Source organism: Deinococcus sp. Marseille-Q6407, from assembly GCF_946848805.1.
Classification (GTDB): Bacteria; Deinococcota; Deinococci; order Deinococcales; family Deinococcaceae; genus Deinococcus.
The window spans coordinates 265,926-282,286 of sequence record NZ_CAMPFU010000001.1; the positions used below are offsets into that span (position 1 = coordinate 265,926).

The window sequence follows — 16,361 nt, forward strand, 5'->3', positions numbered from 1 at the left end:
GGACAACAGAAAACAGGGAGAGCCGGCATTGGCCCTCCCTGTTCTGATGGGTGCTGTCCCTGTATTGTCTTCAGCCGAGCAGGCCTGCCAGATTCGCCAGGAACAGCAGAGTGAAGCCGACCAGGAAAGCTAGGCCCGCGTAAGCCAGCACCCGCAGGGCCGGCGAGAGGTCCTTTTCGCCGTTGACCAGTCGCAGGTTCAGCCACGCGAAAATCGGGGCGGTCACGAAGGCGCTGGTCATGGCGAACTTCAGCATGCCGGCCAGCTGATTTTGCATCAGCAGGATGATCGCCAGGCTGACCACGCTGACCCCGGTAATCCAGAGGCTGATCGAGCGGCCGCGCAGTTCTTTCTCGCCGCGCAGCAGCCGCAGCGCCTCGGCACTGGCGCGCGAGTAGCCGTCCACCACGGTGATGGTGGTGCCGAACATGCACATGAAAGCGATAAAGGTGATCACCGGCCGCGACCAGTCACCAATGGTGCGGCCGTACATCTGCACCAGTTGATTGATGTAAGCGGCGCTGGCCGGTTCCAGCTTCTCGCCGTTGCCGTATTGCACCAGCGCGCCCATCGCCACGAAGAAGATGGCGAGAATGGCCGAAGTGATGTAGCCCACGTTGAAATCGAAAATGGTATCGGCGTAGTTGGCGGGGTTGATCTTCTGCTTGGCGCGCACCCACATGGAATTAATGGCGCTGATCTCGATAGGCGCGGGCATCCAGCCCACCAGCGCCACCAGGAACGGCAGGGTGGCGAGGTTCCAAGGTGACGGCTCCACGAAGCCCGGCATCATGTTGGAACCTTTGCTGGCCGCGATAAAGGTGGCGGCAACCGTCGAGACGGTCAGGCCAATCACGATCAGTTTGGTGATGCCGTCCAGCGCCTTGTAGTGCCCGGCAATCAGCATCACCCAGACCACCAGCATCATCAGGCTGGCCATCACCGGCCCGCTGACCGCGAACCCGGCCGGCAGCATGGAGTTGAGAATCACCGCCGACAACAAGCCCACCCCGGCGGTGGAAATCACCGAGGATACCGTGCAGAGGATAAAAAATACCCAGAGATAGCCCCGGCCCTGCCCGGCGTAGCCCTCGATCAGGCTGCGGCCGCTTTCTACCGTGTACTGCGGCCCGAAGCGGAAAAAGGGGTACTTCAGCAGGTTGGTCAGCAGAATCAGACCGGCCAGCTGCCACCCGAACAGCGCACCGGCCTGCGCCGAGGACACGATGTGCGACCCACCGATGGCCGCCGAGGCCATCATGATGCCTGGCCCCAGGGCCGAGAGACGAGTTTTCCAGCTAGAAGGTTGAACAGCCGCTTGCATGACATTTTCTAACATGAAAGCGGCCGAAAGGCCAAATGCACCGCCTTCTCATTCTAAGATTCTTTACACCTGACAGACGGTCAGCTTAGTCCTCGCTCTTTTCGCTGCCGGTTGCAATGGGGCGTGCTTCATCGCTGACCCAGTCGCTCCAGCTGCCGGCATACAGCCGGTTCTGCGGGCCCAGCGGCACGCCGGCCAGTTCGCGGGCCAGCAGGTTGGGCGTGGCGCTCACGCCGCTGCCGCAGTAGGTGACGGTGGCCTGCTCCCCGGCAGCGCCCAGGCGTTCACGTTGCTGCTCGCCGCTGCGGAAGTGCCCTTCTGCGTCCAGCGCTTCCGTCCAGCTGCGGTTCACCGCGCCCGGAATGTGCCCGGCCCGGCGGTCGATCGGTTCGGTGTCGCCCCGGTAACGCTCGGGTGCCCGCGAGTCGATCAGCAGGGTGCCGGCGGGCAGGTCAGCCACCTCGTCGGCAGTCGCCACGAACCCCGGCTGCACCTGTGCGGTGAAGGTGGCGGGCTGCGGCTGCGGCTCTTCGGCGGTCAGCTCGCCGCCAGCCGCCTGCCACGCGGCCAAGCCACCGTCCAGCACGGCCACCTGCCCGTGCCCCAGCCAGCGCAGTAGCCACCAGGCCCGCGTGGCATACATGCCCTGTTCGCCGCCTGCGTCGTAACAGACCACCCGGCTCTGCGGGCCGATGCCCTGCTCGCCCAGCCAGGCGGCCAGGGTCTCTGGAACCGGCAGGGGATGGCGGCCCCCGGCGCCCGACTCTGTCAGCGGGCCGCTGAGGTTCATTTCCAGGTCGGCATAGACAGCGCCGGGAATGTGCCCTTCGAAGTACGCCATGCGCCCCAGCAGCGCGTCGCGCAGGTCGAAGCGGCAGTCCAGCAGCCGCAGCTCGGGGTCGTGGAGGTGGGCTTGCAGCCACTCGGCACTCACCAGCGGGGTGGGAAAGTCAGGTTGGGTCATGGTCAGAGTCTAGACTCCGCATATACCCACTGTCCGGTCTATTCCGGTGGATGACCTCTACGAACCGACCTACGAGTTTCGGTTTTTCTTCGAAGCAGGCAGCCATATTTGCCTATGGAGCGCCAACGCGGACGCCTGGCAATGTTTCCATGGCCCGGTTTCCCTGCGTGATCTGGTCTTGCCCCTTGACCTCATTCTCTGGGGAGAAGCCCTGATGGAACACTGGGACGAAGCTGTGGGATGGTACAGGCCGCCCGTGCCCTGGGAGGCAGGAGAAAGAGCCGAGTTTCACGCTGAGGTCAGCGATTTTCTGGATGGGCTGGACATGGCTCTGGGCAGGGAATACCGCATCATTCGCTGTGGCCCCTGGGCAAAAAGTTCCAGCTGACGCTGAACCCTCTAAAAAAACCGCGTCACGTCCCGCACCAGCACAAAGACCATCAGAAATAGCAGAAAGAGGATGCCGGTTGCCGTGACACTCTGTTCCTGGGCAAATGTCAGCGGGTGGCCGCGCAGCATCTCGATCAAGACCAGCGCGATGCGGCCGCCGTCCAGGCCCGGAATGGGCAGCAGATTGAACACCGCCAGCGACAGGTTCAGCAAGGTGGCAATCTGCACCAGCGCCCAGCCGTTCAGCGCCGCCGCCTGACTGACCGTCTCGGTGATGCGGATCGGGCCGCCCACGTCGTCCGTTTCCTTGCCCTTGATGTTCAGGCTGAACATCTCGCGCAGCAGACCCCCGAACGATTTCACCACCAGCGGCACCGATTCGGCAGTGGCCTGCACCGAGCGGCCCAGCGCCTGCGGCACACTGACCGGCACGCTGCCGGGGCCGTAGCGAATGCCCAGCAACTGCCGCTCGCCGTTGACGGTGGGGGCCCAGTCAAAGGCCAGCTGGCGCTGCTGGGCCTCGCCGGTGCGCTGCACGGTCAGGGTGTGGCGCCCCGGCTCCCCAAGCATCTCGCCCAGCAGCCGGTAGCCGGGCTGCATTTGTCCGTCTATTTCGGCGCGTTTGGGCAGCAGGCGGCCGTCCAGCGCCACGATCTCGTCGCCCGGCTGGATGCCCAGGCGCTCGGCCGGGGAACCGGCCACCACTTCGCCCACCCGGATGCGGTCGTCGGCGTTTACGCCCAGGGCGCTGAAAGTGGCGGTCAGCAGCCCGATGGCCAGCACCAGATTGACCAGCGGCCCGGCCAGCAGCACGGCGATGCGGCCCAGCGGGGGCAGCGCCGCGAAGCCGGTGGTGGGCAGCCGCAGCGTGCCGTCGGGTGCCTCCTCGGGCGCCATGCCGCTGATCTGCACGTAGCCGCCGATAGGCAGCAGCGAAATGCGCCACTCTGTGCCGCGCCAGTGCCGGCGCAGCAGCACCGGCCCCATGCCCACGCTGAAGGAATCCACCTTCACGCCCTGGCGGCGGGCGGCGAAATAGTGCCCCAGTTCGTGCAGGCCGGTGATGATACCCAGCAGCAGCAGCGTCCACACGATACCCAGCGGGGTCAGTGCCGCAGAGATGGCCTGCAGGGGGTTCACGGCAGTGCCCTGCACAGTTCCTGGGCGCGGGCGGTGGCCCAGGCCTGCACGTCTATCAGCGCGGCCCAGCCGAGCGGTTCCTGGGGGCATTCGTCCAGCACCTGTTCAATCACGCGGGGAATGTCCAGAAAGCCGATCTTCCCGGCCAGGAAGGCCGGTACCGCCACCTCATCGGCGGCGTTCAGCGCGGCGGGCAGCAGGCCCCCGGCCTCGCCGGCGCGGTAGGCCAGTCCCAGGGCGGGAAAGCGTTCCAGGTCGGGCGCGTGGAATTCCCACTGTCCTTCCAGCGGCCAGGCCAGGTGTTCGGGGGCGCCGGCGCCGCGCTGCGCGCCCACCACCTCGCCGGGCCGGGTCATGCCGCCGGCCGCCGCTGCTTCTATGGCATAGGCGATAGACAGCCGCATGTCGGTGGGGCCCACGTTGGCGCTGAGGTTGCCGTCGCGCCAGCGCACCGCCGCGTGCATGATGCTCTGCGGATGCACCACCACCCGCACCTGCGAGAGCGGCAGGCCGTACAGCGCGGCGCACTCCATCACTTCCAGGCCCTTGTTCATCAAAGTGGCGCTGTCCACGGTGATCTTCTGGCCCATGTTCCAGCTGGGGTGCTTCAGGGCCTGCTCGGGGGTCACGCTGCTCAGGTCGGCGGGGCCGGTGCGGAACGGCCCGCCCGACGCGGTCAGAATCAGCTCGGCCACGTCACTGAGGCGCTCGCCCACCAGGCACTGATAGATGCCGGTGTGCTCGGAATCGACCGGCACCAGGCTGCCGCCGCCCTGCTGCGCCGCCGCCCAGATCAGCGGAGCGGCCGTCACCATCGCTTCCTTGGTGGCCAGCGCCACCGCCCGGCCCGCTTCCAGGGCGGCGCGGGTGGGGGAGAGGCCCGGAAGGCCCCCTATAGCGTTGACCACCACGTCCGCTTCACGGGCGGCCAGCTCGTCCAGCGGCAGGATTTCGGTGCCTGAGAACTCGGTGCCAGTGAAGCGGGCCCGCGCTTCCGGGAGGGCATCATCGGCCACCGCTATGGCGGCCGGCTGCCACTCGCGCACCTGCGCTGCCAGCCGGTCGAGGTTGCGCCCGCCGGCCAGGGCGCTGACCTGCCAGCCGCGCTGCCGCGCCACCTCCAGCGTTTGGGTGCCGATGCTGCCTGTGCTGCCTAAAACGGTGAGCTTCACGCGCTCCATGATGCCGCATATGGGCGGGGACGCGCGGGAAGCACCGTTACTCTGGGAGCATGTCCGAAGCTTCGCTCCTGGGCCGCGTACTGGCCTTTGCCGAAACCGACACCCGCGTCCGAGCCACCATCTTGAGTGGTTCGCGGGTGAATCCGGCCATCCGGCCCGACCCTTTTCAGGACTTCGACGTCACCCTGTATGTACGTCACCTGCCGTCGTTCACGGCTGACCAGAGCTGGATAGACCGCTTCGGCGAGCGAATGATTCTTCAGATTCCGGCGCTGATGGGCGAAAAAAAATACGATCATGCCTCGCCCATCCTTTATCTGATGCAGTTTCTGGATGGCAGCCGGCTGGACCTGGGCCTGGTGCCGCTGGAGTGCCGGGCCCAGGTCCAGCCGGAAAGTCTCTCCAAAGTGCTGCTGGACAAGGACAGGCTGTTTGCCGATCTGCCAGGCCCGCATGAGGGCGACCATTTCCCGCAGCCGCCGGACGCCCAGGCTTTTGCCGATTGTTGCAACGAGTTCTGGTGGCTGGCGCCCTATGTCGCCAAGGGTTTGCGCCGCGGACAGACCGGCTACGCCAAGTACCACCTCGACGCGCTGATGCGCGGTGAACTGCTGCGGATGCTGGAATGGGCTTTTGGCTGCCGCAGTGGCTGGGCGAGGAATCCGGGCAAGTTTAGTTCACGGTTCGTGGGCGTATTGCCCCCAGATTGGCTGACCCGCCTGGATGCCACCTACGCAGGCGCCGCAGCTACAGCCAACTGGAACGCCCTGATGACCATGACGGCGCTGTTTCAGGAGGCGGCCACTGAGGTCGCTGCCTGCACCGGCTATGCCCTTCCAGCAGAAGAGGCGAGCCGGGTCAGCACTTACCTGCGGCAGCTGCGCAGCGATGCGCAAGGCTGCCCGGGATAGTCAGGCGACACATCTGACCATCCCGGTGCCCTCTCGGCTCTGTGACCCGGCTGGTAACAGAGGGCTTCCCAGGTGCGAATGCTTCTTACTCAGCCGATGCTTCGGCAGCTGACCTTTCTCTGCTCGCTAGGGTTTTCTCAGTCTGGCGCACGGTCTACCCATAAACGCCCCAGCAGTTATGAGCTTTCCCTGCCTTGAGCCGGCCATATTCCGGTCAGCACCGCCTGACCAGAGGAAGACACTCAGCTGCATAAAATCTCTTTTGCGTCTATGAGAAGGGCTTGACGCTCCCTGCCGCTGCGCGTAAAGTTCTCTTAGCTATGTTACTTACGGTCAACAACGTACTAAGCATTTCTGGTCCAGGGGAAAAATAAGACCAGACCTGCTGTCGTTGAATTTTTCCCCACCCGCTTTCGCCGAGGTGGGGAATTTTTTTAGCTGTCTGCGCTGCTTGCTTCCGCGTCACATAGTCGTTCCACACTGAACGCCGTTTAGGGCTGACCGACCACTGTTGAAGTGCGTCTCAGGCACATAAAAATAGAGACGACATGGCTAAATATCGTCTCCACCATAGTTTAGGACGTCGACACGTCATTCGCCACCTCTATCTCTGGGCCAGGAAGCACTTCAGTGACCGGAAATCCTGCCAGCACCAGAAGGTCACAGATGCCATGCTGGTTGCTCTGCTGCTCTCCCGTCTCATCTTCAAGCATCCATTTGCTTCCATCTGGTGGAACATCCTCAAGGAAGACCGTCCCGGTCTTCCTTCCTACACACAGGCTTACACCAGGGGCATCAAGCTTTTACCACTCTTGGAACATGTTGCCAGCCCAGCTCAGCCGTGCGCCGAGGTTGTGATTGATTCGATGCCCCTCCCCATTTGCCGTCCCAAACGCACTCATCTTTGTCAATTCCCAGGAGCAAAGTGGGGTTTCGGAACTCAGGGTGAGTTCTTCGGATACAAGTTGCACGCCTGGGTCACACCAGGTGGACAAATCGTTCAGTACGTCATCCGACCTGCAAACCTCCACGACGTTACGGTGAGTTACGAGCTGAATCTCAGGTGGCCAGAGTTTGAAGGCCCAACCATCATTGGCGACAAAGGCTATTGCTGTCTAGGCTACGTGTATCCACCCAAGAAGAACACCAAATACGACACGGGATGGCGAGAATCTCGCCATCCCAGAATTCGCAAACGCATTGAAACGGTCTTCTCTGCGCTCGTAGAAGCGCAAATTCGTTCCGTTCAGACCAAAACTCTGGCGTCACTCAAGCTCCGCGTCGTTCTGGCTGTACTCGCGCACCTCAGTAGGTGACAACTTCAGTTTGACCTCGTTCCAGAAGGCAAAAACCAACAGTCGGCCCCATCAAGCTTGATGGGGCCGACTGTTCACGGTTTCCTGAGAGTGTGAAAACAACAGAATCCGCTGCTCAGCAGGCTACCGCACTCACCCAGCACTTCAAAGCGCACGCCAGTCATCTCCGCATTGACACCCTTCAGCGCTTGATTGACGTCCTTCTGGCGATGATTGCCGCGAGGAGCATCAATCATCACGACCTGAGTGCCCACATGCCGGGTATCAGCATGCCCCAGGCTAAGAAAAGGCGGGCAGACCGCACCTTCCGGGATGAGCAGCTGGACATGGACTTTTTCATCGCTCTGCTCGTCGTCCATCTTCCACCGGGGAAGGTGTTGCTGAGTCTGGACCGCACCAATTGGGAGCATGGGGAAACGCCCATCAATTTTCTGGTGCTTGGAGCCGTGGTTCATGGCTTCACCCTGCCCCTGATTTGGGTTCCTCTTGATGAGTCCGGGAACAGCCACACCTACGCCCGTATGTGGTTGGTATTGAAGCTCCTCCGCGTCTTGCCAGCGAAACGCTGGCAAGGCCTGGTGGCTGACCGTGAGTTCATCGGTGCGGAGTGGTTCCGTTTTCTCCGTCGTCAAGGCATCAAGCGGGCGATCCGCATTCGGCACAGCGACATGCTGGACGACATGAATGGGAAGGAATGGTTTAAGCACGTCCAGCACGGTCATTTCCATGAAATCGACGAAAAGGTGTTCGTGTTTGGCGAACTCATGCGGGTGGTCGCGACGAGGTCATCCACAGGTGACCTCGTCATCATTGCCACAGATTTCAGCGCTCGGAAGACCTGGAAGCTGTACAAGCAGCGCTGGTCAATCGAGTGCACCTTCAGCAGCTTCAAGAAGCGAGGCTTCGACCTGGAGCGGACTGGGATGACGGAAAGGAGCCGTCTTCAGCGGCTCTTCGGCCTTGTGACACTGGCCTGGATGTTTTGTTTGCGCTTGGGGGTCTGGCTCAGCCAGACCCAGTCCATCCCCATTCTCAAGCATGGTCGTAGAGCGGTCAGTCTGGTGCGGTACGGTGCTCAGCATCTCGTGGATGCCTTACGATGGAAACCACAACAGTTCATGGCTGTCCTAGACCTGTTGACCCAGCCTTTTTGCCCACCAGGAGGGGCTGGAAGTGAAGTTGTCACCTACTGAGCTCGCGCACAACCTCGCTAGGCCCTAAACGGCGTACTGAATTACCTCAGCCGCTTTGCCGCTCTTGTCACCTGACCGGGAACATGGTTTCCGCTTTTGCCTCCCTGGAGAACTGTCAATGACCCCACCCCCAGATTCCCCGCAGAACCAGGCCGCTCCCGCCCAGCCGGACATCCGGCAGACCGGCGCCGGTGCCGTCTGGGCCACCCTGGACGCCCACGGTATCTCCACCGTGTTTGGTTATCCCGGCGGCGCCATCATGCCGGTGTACGACGCCCTGACCTTTTACCCGCAGATTCGCCACATTCTGGGCCGTCACGAGCAGGGCTGTATTCACGCTGCCGAAGGCTGGGCCAAGGCCACCGGACAGCTGGGCGTGGTCCTGGCGACGTCCGGCCCCGGCGCCACCAATCTGGTGACTGGCCTGGCCGACGCTATGCTGGACAGCGTGCCGCTGCTGGCAATTACCGGCAACGTGCCCAGCTACCTGATGGGTACCGATGCCTTTCAGGAAGCCGACATCACCGGCATTACCCTGCCGGTGACCAAGCACAACTATGTGGTGCGCCGCGCCGAGGATGTCACCGAAATCCTGACCGAGGCGATCTATCTGGCCCTCAGCGGCCGCCCCGGGCCGGTGCTGGTGGACATTCCCAAGGACGTGCAGCTGGCCCGCTGGCGCTGGACTTCAGTGGGCTGCGCCCCCGCCACAAGGCGCCGCCCCGCACTCCCGAAGCGGCTTCTCTGGCGGCGGCCCGTGAGCTGCTGCAGGCAGCCAGCAAGCCGGTGATGATGGTGGGCGGCGGCGCCCTGGACGCTGCGGAAGAGGTCACGGCGCTGGCGCGGGCCTGGAATATTCCGGTCGCCACCACCCTAATGGGCTTGGGCGCTTTTCCGGCTTCTGACCCCCTCTGGCTGGGCATGCCGGGCATGCACGGCAGCGTGGCGGCCAACCGCGCCATCAGCGAGGCGGACCTGCTGCTGGGTATTGGCCTGCGCTTTGATGACCGCGTGACTGGGCGGGTACACGACTTTGCTCCGCACGCCAACATCATCCACGTGGACGTGGACGCCGCTGAAATCGGCAAGATCGTGGCAACCCATTGCCCGGTCCGCGCCGATGCTGCCCTGGCTGCCCGCGCCCTGGCGGAAGACGCCCGGCCGGCCCCGCACGAGGCCTGGACCCGGCAGCTGGAAGAATGGAAAACCCGCGGCCAGCATTCGGAAAACTGGGGCGCCGCGCAGGCGGTGCGGCAGGTGGTGGCCCGGCTGCGGCCCCAGGACATCCTCTCCAGTGACGTGGGGCCGCATCAGATGCTGGCCGCGCAGCTGGCCCGCTTCGAGCGCCCGCGCCGCTGGCTGAACTCCGGCGGGCTGGGCACCATGGGCTTCGGCTTTCCGGCCGCCATCGGTGCCGCCCTGGCCGAGCCGGACGTGGTGACCATGGTGATTGCCGGCGACGGCGGCTTTCAGATGACTGCCCAGGAACTGGCGACCTTGACGCACGCCGGCATCCGCAACGTCAAAATCTGCATCATCAACAACGCTTACCTGGGTATGGTCCGGCAGTGGCAGGAGATGTTTCACGGTGAGCGCTACTCGGAAGTGGAAATCGGGCCTTCCAACCCCGACTTCCTGAAACTGGCGGACGCTTATGGAGTGCCCGGCTGGCGCGCCGAGGACAGCGCCGGCCTGGAAACGGCGCTGGACGAGTGGCTGAACCATCCCGGCTCGGCCCTGCTGGAAGTGGTGGTGCCCAGCCAGCATCACGTGTTCCCGATGGTGCCGACTGGCGCCTCGCTGGCCGAGATGCTGGAAGACGACCCGGCCCACGCCAAGCTGGCCCGCGCCGGGGGAGAGAGGGGCAGCGGCCGGGTGCAGGACACCCCTGACGGCGTGGAAGCGCCCGGCGACGACATGGAAGCCGCGCCCATCTTTGCGGTGACCGACGGAGGTGACGCATGACCGCAGGCCCGCAGCAGCCACATTTGCTGGCCCAGGACCACCTCGTCTCGGCGCTGGTGCGCGACGAACCTCGCGTGCTGACCCGCATCACCGCGCTGTTTGGCCGGCGCGGCTACAACATCAAGAGCCTCAGCGTGGGCAGCACCGAAACGCCCGGCGTCTCGCGGATGACCTTCGTGGTGGCCGGTGAACGCGGCATCGTGGAGCAGGCCATCCGGCAGCTGGAAAAGCTGCACGACGTCCTGAAAATCATTGACCACAGCGCCGAGAAATACGTGGACCGCGAGCTGGTGCTGCTCAAGGTGCGGGTGGACCGCGACACCCGGCTGGAAGTGCGGCAGATGGCCGAGGACTTCCGCGCCCGGATCGTGGACGCCGGGCGGCAGGCCCTGACCTTCGAGGTCACCGGCGACGAGGGCAAGATCACAGCTTTTATCGAGCAGATGCGGCCTTTCGGGATTCTGGAAACCATGCGCACCGGCCGGGTCGCCCTGATTCGTGGCTCCAATGCCGATATCGCCAGCCATGTCTATGGCGGCGAGTCGCAGGCACTGGCGGCCCCGGCGCCGGACGCCTTGGCACCGGCCCCCGAACCTCGCGAGGCCAGCAGCCGGGACGGAGGTGAGCAGTAGCCACCACGCTTTTTCTTCTCTCCCTTTCCGGACCTTTTGTCTTTTCCTCGCCTCTTCCATTCCTTCCCAAGGAGAGCCCTCATGACCGCAAAAATGTACTATGACGCCGACGTTTCCCTGCAGCCTCTCGAAGACAAGACCGTGGCCGTGATCGGCTACGGCTCGCAGGCCCACGCCCACGCCCAGAACATGCATGACAGCGGGGTCAACGTGGTCATCGGTCTGCGCGAAGGCAGCAGCAGCCGCGCCAAGGCCGAGCAGGCTGGCCTGAAGGTGCTGCCCATCGCCGAGGCGACCGAGGCCGCCGACCTGATCGCCCTGCTGATTCCCGACGAGGAGCAGGCCAAGGTCTACGAGGAGCAGATCGCCCCGCAGCTGAAAGAAGGCAAGACCCTGCTGTTCGGCCACGGCTTCAATGTGCATTTCGGCCGCATCACCCCGCCAGAGAGTGTGGACGTGATTCTGGTGGCGCCCAAGGGCCCCGGCCACATGCTGCGCCGCGTATACAAGGAAGGTGCCGGAATGCCTGGTATTTTTGCCGTGGGGCAGGACGCTTCGGGTCACGCCCGTGAAACGGCACTGGCCTATGCCCGCGCCATCGGCTGTACCCGCGCCGGCGTGCTGGAAACCAGCTTCAAGGAAGAAACCGAAACCGACCTGTTCGGCGAGCAGGCGGTGCTGTGCGGCGGCGTGAACCAGCTGATCCAGAACGGCTTCGAAACCCTGGTGGAAGCCGGCTAACAGCCGGAAATCGCCTATTTTGAAACGCTGCACGAGGTCAAGCTGATCGTGGACCTGATCTACGAAAAGGGCTTCGAGGGCATGCGCCACTCCATTTCCAACACCGCCGAGTTCGGTGACTATGTGACCGGCCCGCGCATCGTAAACGGCGACACCAAGGCCGAAATGAAGAAGGTGCTGGAAGATACCCAGAGCGGTACTTTCGCCGACCGCTTCACCGCCGACTACCAGGGCGGCTTCGAGTTCATGAATGAGCAGCGCGGCAAAATGCATAACCACCAGATCGAAACGGTGGGCAAGGAACTGCGCAGCCGGATGCCGTTTATCAACCAAGAAGAACTGGAAGTCTGAGGGCCAGCCCCCAGGCAGGCGGAAGGCGCAGCAGACTTGGCGGCGCCTTCCGCTTTTTCATTTGATTCTCTTTGCCGTTTCTGCCCCAACACGAGGAACCTTTTTATGACTGCACCACATCCCCAGCCCCTTTCTTCTTCAACTCCTTTCGGCATGGACCTGGTCCGCGATGTCCTCAACAGCCGGGTCTACGACGTGGCGGTCCGCACGCCGCTCCAGCCTGCGCCCCGGCTCTCGGGCCGGTTGGGCCAGCAGGTCTATTTCAAGCGCGAGGACCAGCAGCCGGTCTTTTCGTTCAAGCTGCGCGGTGCCTATAACCGGATGGCGCAGCTGAGCGCGGCCGAGCGGGCTGCCGGCGTCATCTGCGCTTCGGCGGGCAACCACGCGCAGGGAGTGGCCTACTCGGCGCAGCAACTGGGCGTGCAGGCCGTGATCGTGATGCCGGCGACCACCCCCGAAATCAAGGTGCGGGCCTGCCGTGACCGCGGCGCCGAGGTGATTCTGCACGGTGACTCGTTCAGCGACGCGGCCGCCCACGCCTTCGAGGTCCAGGCGCAGCGTGACCTGACCTTTATCCACCCCTTCGACGACCCGGCGGTGATTGCTGGACAGGGCACCATCGGGCTGGAGCTGCTTTCGCAGGTGCAGGCGGAAGGCAGCAGCGGCGGTGCCTACACGGTCTTTGCCCCGGTGGGTGGCGGCGGACTGATCGCGGGTGTGGCGGGTTTTCTCAAGACGCTGAACCCGGCCGTCAGGATCGTGGGCGTAGAACCTGAGGACAGCGCCGCCATGGGCCTCAGCATTCAGGCGGGCGAGCGGGTCTGGCTGGATCAGGTGGGCCTGTTTGTGGACGGTGTGGCCGTCAAGCAGGTGGGTGAGCACACCTTCGCCCTCTGTCAGGAGTACGTGGATGAGTGGATAACCGTCAGCACCGACGAGGTCTGCGCCGCCATCAAGGACGTGTTCGACGATACCCGCTCCATCATGGAGCCGGCCGGGGCGCTGGCGGTGGCGGGCCTCAAGCGCTACGCCCGGCAGCTGGAAGAGGAGGGGCAGACCCTGGTGGCCCTTACCTGCGGTGCCAACATGAACTTCGACCGGCTGCGCCACGTGGCCGAGCGCGCCGAAGTGGGCGAACAGAAAGAAGCGGTGCTGGCCGTCACCATCCCCGAGCAGCCCGGCGCCTTCGTGCGCTTTTGCCAGCAGCTGGGTCCGCTTGCCATCACCGAATTCAACTACCGCTACGCGCCGCGCCGCAACGCCCGCATTTTTGTGGGGGTACAGCTGCCCCGGCCGGCCGACCGCACGGCCATCGTGCAGCAGCTGGAGCAGGCCGGCTATCCGGTGCTGGACCTTACCGGCGACGAGGTCGCCAAGGTGCATGTGCGGCACATGGTGGGTGGCCGCGCCCCCGAGGCAGCGTACGAGCGGCTCTATTCCTTCGACTTCCCCGAGCGCCCCGGCGCCCTGCTGGATTTTCTGCTGCGGCTGGGGGGCCGCTGGAACATCAGCCTGTTTCACTACCGCAACCACGGCTCCGACTATGGCCGGGTGCTGGCCGGCTTTCGGGTGCCAGACGCCGAGCTGCCGGCCTTTCAGGCGTCACTGGCAGAGGTCGGTTACGACTTTACCGAGCAGAGCAGCAACCCGGCTTACCGGACTTTTCTGCAGTAACCGCTCTGGCCTGCCTGAAGAAAGAGGGGGCCTTAGCCCCCCAGCAGGCTGATGTGCAGGTACAGATAGGTGGCCGGCACGGCGAACAGCAGGCTGTCGAGCCGGTCCAGAAACCCGCCGTGCCCCGGCAGCGCAGTGCCGCTGTCTTTGGTCTTTAGCGCCCGTTTGAGCAGACTTTCGGCCAGGTCGCCCAGCTGAGAAGCGCTGGCGACCAGCACGGCGTACAGGAACGCCTCCATTGGCGTCCAGATGGGGTAGATGAACTCGGTCAGCGCCGTAATCACCACAAAGCTGAGCAGCAGGCCGCTGATGGCGCCTTCCACCGTCTTGGCCGGGCTGATTTCGGGTGCTAGCTTGCGCTTGCCGAAGCGGTAGCCGCCGAAAAACCCGCCGATATCGGCCGCGAAGGTCGCCAGCAGCGGCAGCGCAAAATAAAGCAGCCCCAGTTCGCCGTCGGGCGTGTAGCGCAGCATCAGGAAATAGCCCAGCAGCCACGGAACATACAGCAGCCCAAAAGCCGAGTACACGATCCGCTCCAGCGGGCGCTCGCCAGGCTTGATCACCTCGATCACCAGTAGGTAGCCCACCGCCACCGTCAGCACCACCTCGCGCCACGACCCGCCGGGCCAGGGCACGCCCGGCAGCATCGGCAGGCTGGCGATGATGATGGCGCTGCCGAACACCGCCAGGGTGCCGCGCCGCACGTCGATATCGTTGTAGTCCAGCATCCGGACATACTCGAACAGCCCCATCACCGACACCAGCAGCAGCGCTGGCAGCATCGCCCACCAGCCCAGGTACACGACGGCGCTGACCACCAGAAAACCAATAATGGCGGTGCTGACGCGGCTACTCAGGGTTTCCAACAGGGGGCCTCCGGGGGTGTCGTGTCCGGACGTCTGGGTCCGGCTCCGCCTGCAGCGGGCAACCCGGTCACTATAGCGGGTCCAGCCCACTTCCGGCCGCCCCGGCTGTAAAGAAACGGCAGCGCCGGCCCCAGATGGAAGGCCGGCACTGCCGTTTCAGGAGCGGGGGCAGGGCCTCAGCCCAGGATTTCGGATTCCTTGCGGTCGAACACGTCGTCCACCTTCTTCACGAACTCGTCGGTGATCTTCTGCACTTCGGCTTCGGCGCGCTTAACTTCATCTTCGCCCAGGTCGTCCAGCTTCTTGACCTCGTCCAGCGCCGATTTACGCACGTTGCGAATGCTGATGCGGGCTTCTTCGGCGTAGCCCTTGGCGTTCTTGACCATTTCCTTGCGGCGCTCTTCGGTCAGCGCAGGAATGGAAATAAAGATCATGTCGCCCTTGTTGTTGGGGTTCAGACCCAGGTCAGAGTCGCGGATGGCCTTCTCGATGGGGTTCAGCGCGCCGCGGTCCCAGGGGGTCACGGTCAGGGTGCGGGCGTCGGGGGCGTTGACGGTGGCCACCTGATCGATAGGCATGGTCGAGCCGAAATACTCCACCATTACTTTTTTCAGCAGGCCGGGGTGGGCGCGGCCGGTGCGCAGCACTCCCAGGTTGCTTTCCAGGGCCTCAATGCTCTTGCCCATGCGGTCACGGGCGTCCTTGTAAATTGCGTTGGTGTCACTCATGGTTTCTCGTCCTCCTCGGTTGGATTGATGGCTTTAGTCTAGCGCGGTGGGCTGTGGCTTCCCCCGGCCCACCTTTAGCGCTGCATCCGTTTAGCTTTGGGCCTTGGACTCGGCGGAAGCTTCTAGAGCGTCCAGGGCGCCGCGCGCCGCAGCCACGATATCCGGCGTGCTGATCAGGGTGCCGACCCGCTCGCCGCGGAACAGCCGGCTCAGGTTGCCTTCCTGGAAAATGTCGAACACCACGATGGGCAGGCCCTTATCCATGCAGAGGGTCAGGGCAGTGGCGTCCATCACGGCCAGGCGCTGCTCCACCACGTCCATGTGGGTCAGCGCACCGAAGCGCACCGCGTCCGCATACTTCTGTGGGTCCTTGTCGTACACGCCGTCCACCTTGTTTTTCGCCATCAGCACCACGTCGGCGCCGATTTCCAGGGCGCGCAGGGTGGATGTGGTGTCGGTGGTGAAAAAGGGCGCGCCGTTGCCGCCGCCGAAGATGACCACCCGTTCTTTTTCCAGATGGCGAATGGCCCGGCGGCGAATATACGGCTCAGCCACCGCCTGCATCTGAATGGCACTCATCACACGGGTGGGTTTGCCGGCCGCTTCCATGGCGTCTTGCAGGGCCATGGCGTTCATTACGGTGCCCAGCATGCCGATGTAGTCGGCAGTGGCCGGGTCCATGCCCTTGCCGTTGCGGGTGCCGCGCCACAGGTTGCCGCCGCCGATCACCACGGCCAGTTCCACGTCGGTGCCGTCCAGCGCGCTGATAATCAGTTGCGCCAGTTGCCGGGTGGTGTCGGGGTTGATGCCAAAGCCGCTTTCGTCCGACAGGAACTCGCCGGACAGTTTCAGCAGAACTCGCTTATACATGGGGTTACCTCAGAAGATAGATAGTGAAAAAGGCGAAAGAGGGAAACCGGAAAAGTGAAGGGGAAAAGGAGTCTCTTGTTGGGCGTTCTAAAAAAAGCCCGGGGCAGCGCGCAGG

At 63.9% G+C, this 16,361-nt stretch carries 13 protein-coding genes and 2 pseudogenes; 8 read left to right on the plus strand and 7 right to left on the minus strand.

Going from position 1 to position 16,361, the window contains the following annotated elements:
• Positions 1-70: 70 nt before the first annotated feature.
• Both OCI36_RS01260 and OCI36_RS01265 read right to left on the minus strand, forming a co-directional pair.
• Positions 71-1,324 (minus strand): NRAMP family divalent metal transporter, encoded by a 1,254-nt coding sequence (locus OCI36_RS01260; protein ID WP_261663258.1) that lies wholly within the window; start codon positions 1,322-1,324, stop codon positions 71-73.
• Between the two features lie 85 nt (positions 1,325-1,409).
• Complete coding sequence (locus tag OCI36_RS01265; protein WP_261663259.1) at positions 1,410-2,288, minus strand: sulfurtransferase; 879 nt, start codon at positions 2,286-2,288, stop codon at positions 1,410-1,412.
• Between the two features lie 46 nt (positions 2,289-2,334).
• Between OCI36_RS01265 and OCI36_RS01270 the strand changes: the two genes are divergently transcribed.
• Complete coding sequence (locus OCI36_RS01270) at positions 2,335-2,676, plus strand: hypothetical protein (RefSeq protein ID WP_261663260.1); 342 nt, start codon at positions 2,335-2,337, stop codon at positions 2,674-2,676.
• A gap of 11 nt (positions 2,677-2,687) precedes the next feature.
• On the opposite strand, the gene OCI36_RS01275 is transcribed toward OCI36_RS01270, so the two are convergent.
• Positions 2,688-3,818: a M50 family metallopeptidase gene (locus tag OCI36_RS01275; protein WP_261663261.1), complete on the minus strand. Its 1,131-nt coding sequence runs from the start codon at positions 3,816-3,818 to the stop codon at positions 2,688-2,690.
• Positions 3,815-4,999: a 1-deoxy-D-xylulose-5-phosphate reductoisomerase gene (gene dxr, locus OCI36_RS01280; protein ID WP_261663262.1), complete on the minus strand. Its 1,185-nt coding sequence runs from the start codon at positions 4,997-4,999 to the stop codon at positions 3,815-3,817. The genes OCI36_RS01275 and dxr overlap by 4 nt, the downstream gene beginning before the upstream one ends.
• Before the next feature lie 50 nt (positions 5,000-5,049).
• Between dxr and OCI36_RS01285 the strand changes: the two genes are divergently transcribed.
• From OCI36_RS01285 to ilvA, 7 genes and pseudogenes are all read left to right on the plus strand, one after another.
• Positions 5,050-5,910, plus strand: a complete 861-nt coding sequence (locus tag OCI36_RS01285) for an aminoglycoside 6-adenylyltransferase (protein ID WP_261663263.1) — start codon at positions 5,050-5,052, stop codon at positions 5,908-5,910.
• 548 nt (positions 5,911-6,458) lie between these two features.
• Complete coding sequence (locus OCI36_RS01290) at positions 6,459-7,226, plus strand: IS982 family transposase (RefSeq protein WP_261663264.1); 768 nt, start codon at positions 6,459-6,461, stop codon at positions 7,224-7,226.
• Positions 7,227-7,435: 209 nt separating this feature from the next.
• Positions 7,436-8,419 (plus strand): IS4 family transposase, encoded by a 984-nt coding sequence (locus tag OCI36_RS01295; protein ID WP_261663408.1) that lies wholly within the window; start codon positions 7,436-7,438, stop codon positions 8,417-8,419.
• Between the two features lie 118 nt (positions 8,420-8,537).
• Positions 8,538-10,384, plus strand: a pseudogene (gene ilvB / locus OCI36_RS01300) (biosynthetic-type acetolactate synthase large subunit).
• Positions 10,381-11,016 (plus strand): acetolactate synthase small subunit, encoded by a 636-nt coding sequence (gene ilvN, locus OCI36_RS01305; RefSeq protein ID WP_261663265.1) that lies wholly within the window; start codon positions 10,381-10,383, stop codon positions 11,014-11,016. Before ilvB ends, ilvN begins: the two are co-directional and overlap by 4 nt.
• Positions 11,017-11,097: 81 nt before the next feature.
• Positions 11,098-12,108: pseudogene (gene ilvC / locus OCI36_RS01310) on the plus strand (ketol-acid reductoisomerase).
• Between the two features lie 105 nt (positions 12,109-12,213).
• Complete coding sequence (ilvA, locus tag OCI36_RS01315) at positions 12,214-13,782, plus strand: threonine ammonia-lyase, biosynthetic (protein ID WP_261663266.1); 1,569 nt, start codon at positions 12,214-12,216, stop codon at positions 13,780-13,782.
• Positions 13,783-13,814: 32 nt separating this feature from the next.
• Here the strand turns inward: ilvA and OCI36_RS01320 are convergent, their stop codons facing one another.
• The 3 genes from OCI36_RS01320 to pyrH all read right to left on the minus strand — a co-directional run bounded on the left by OCI36_RS01320 (position 13,815) and on the right by pyrH (position 16,246).
• Positions 13,815-14,648, minus strand: coding sequence for a phosphatidate cytidylyltransferase (locus OCI36_RS01320; RefSeq protein WP_261663267.1), 834 nt, complete (start codon positions 14,646-14,648; stop codon positions 13,815-13,817).
• Positions 14,649-14,824: 176 nt separating this feature from the next.
• Positions 14,825-15,376 (minus strand): ribosome recycling factor, encoded by a 552-nt coding sequence (gene frr / locus OCI36_RS01325; RefSeq protein ID WP_261663268.1) that lies wholly within the window; start codon positions 15,374-15,376, stop codon positions 14,825-14,827.
• 90 nt (positions 15,377-15,466) lie between these two features.
• A complete protein-coding gene (gene pyrH, locus OCI36_RS01330; RefSeq protein WP_261663269.1) occupies positions 15,467-16,246 on the minus strand; it encodes a UMP kinase in 780 nt (259 codons plus the stop codon).
• Positions 16,247-16,361 lie beyond the last annotated feature (115 nt).

Bases quoted from the DNA above. Each gene is read 5' to 3' on its own strand.
- ilvA (WP_261663266.1), top strand. From the start codon at position 12,214: ATGACTGCACCACATCCCCAGCCCCTTTCTTCTTCAACTCCTTTCGGC.
- frr (WP_261663268.1), bottom strand. From the start codon at position 15,376: ATGAGTGACACCAACGCAATTTACAAGGACGCCCGTGACCGCATGGGC.
- dxr (WP_261663262.1), bottom strand. From the start codon at position 4,999: ATGGAGCGCGTGAAGCTCACCGTTTTAGGCAGCACAGGCAGCATCGGC.
- OCI36_RS01260 (WP_261663258.1), bottom strand. From the start codon at position 1,324: ATGCAAGCGGCTGTTCAACCTTCTAGCTGGAAAACTCGTCTCTCGGCC.
- pyrH (WP_261663269.1), bottom strand. From the start codon at position 16,246: ATGTATAAGCGAGTTCTGCTGAAACTGTCCGGCGAGTTCCTGTCGGAC.
- ilvN (WP_261663265.1), top strand. From the start codon at position 10,381: ATGACCGCAGGCCCGCAGCAGCCACATTTGCTGGCCCAGGACCACCTC.
- OCI36_RS01265 (WP_261663259.1), bottom strand. From the start codon at position 2,288: ATGACCCAACCTGACTTTCCCACCCCGCTGGTGAGTGCCGAGTGGCTG.
- OCI36_RS01295 (WP_261663408.1), top strand. From the start codon at position 7,436: ATGATTGCCGCGAGGAGCATCAATCATCACGACCTGAGTGCCCACATG.
- OCI36_RS01290 (WP_261663264.1), top strand. From the start codon at position 6,459: ATGGCTAAATATCGTCTCCACCATAGTTTAGGACGTCGACACGTCATT.
- OCI36_RS01285 (WP_261663263.1), top strand. From the start codon at position 5,050: ATGTCCGAAGCTTCGCTCCTGGGCCGCGTACTGGCCTTTGCCGAAACC.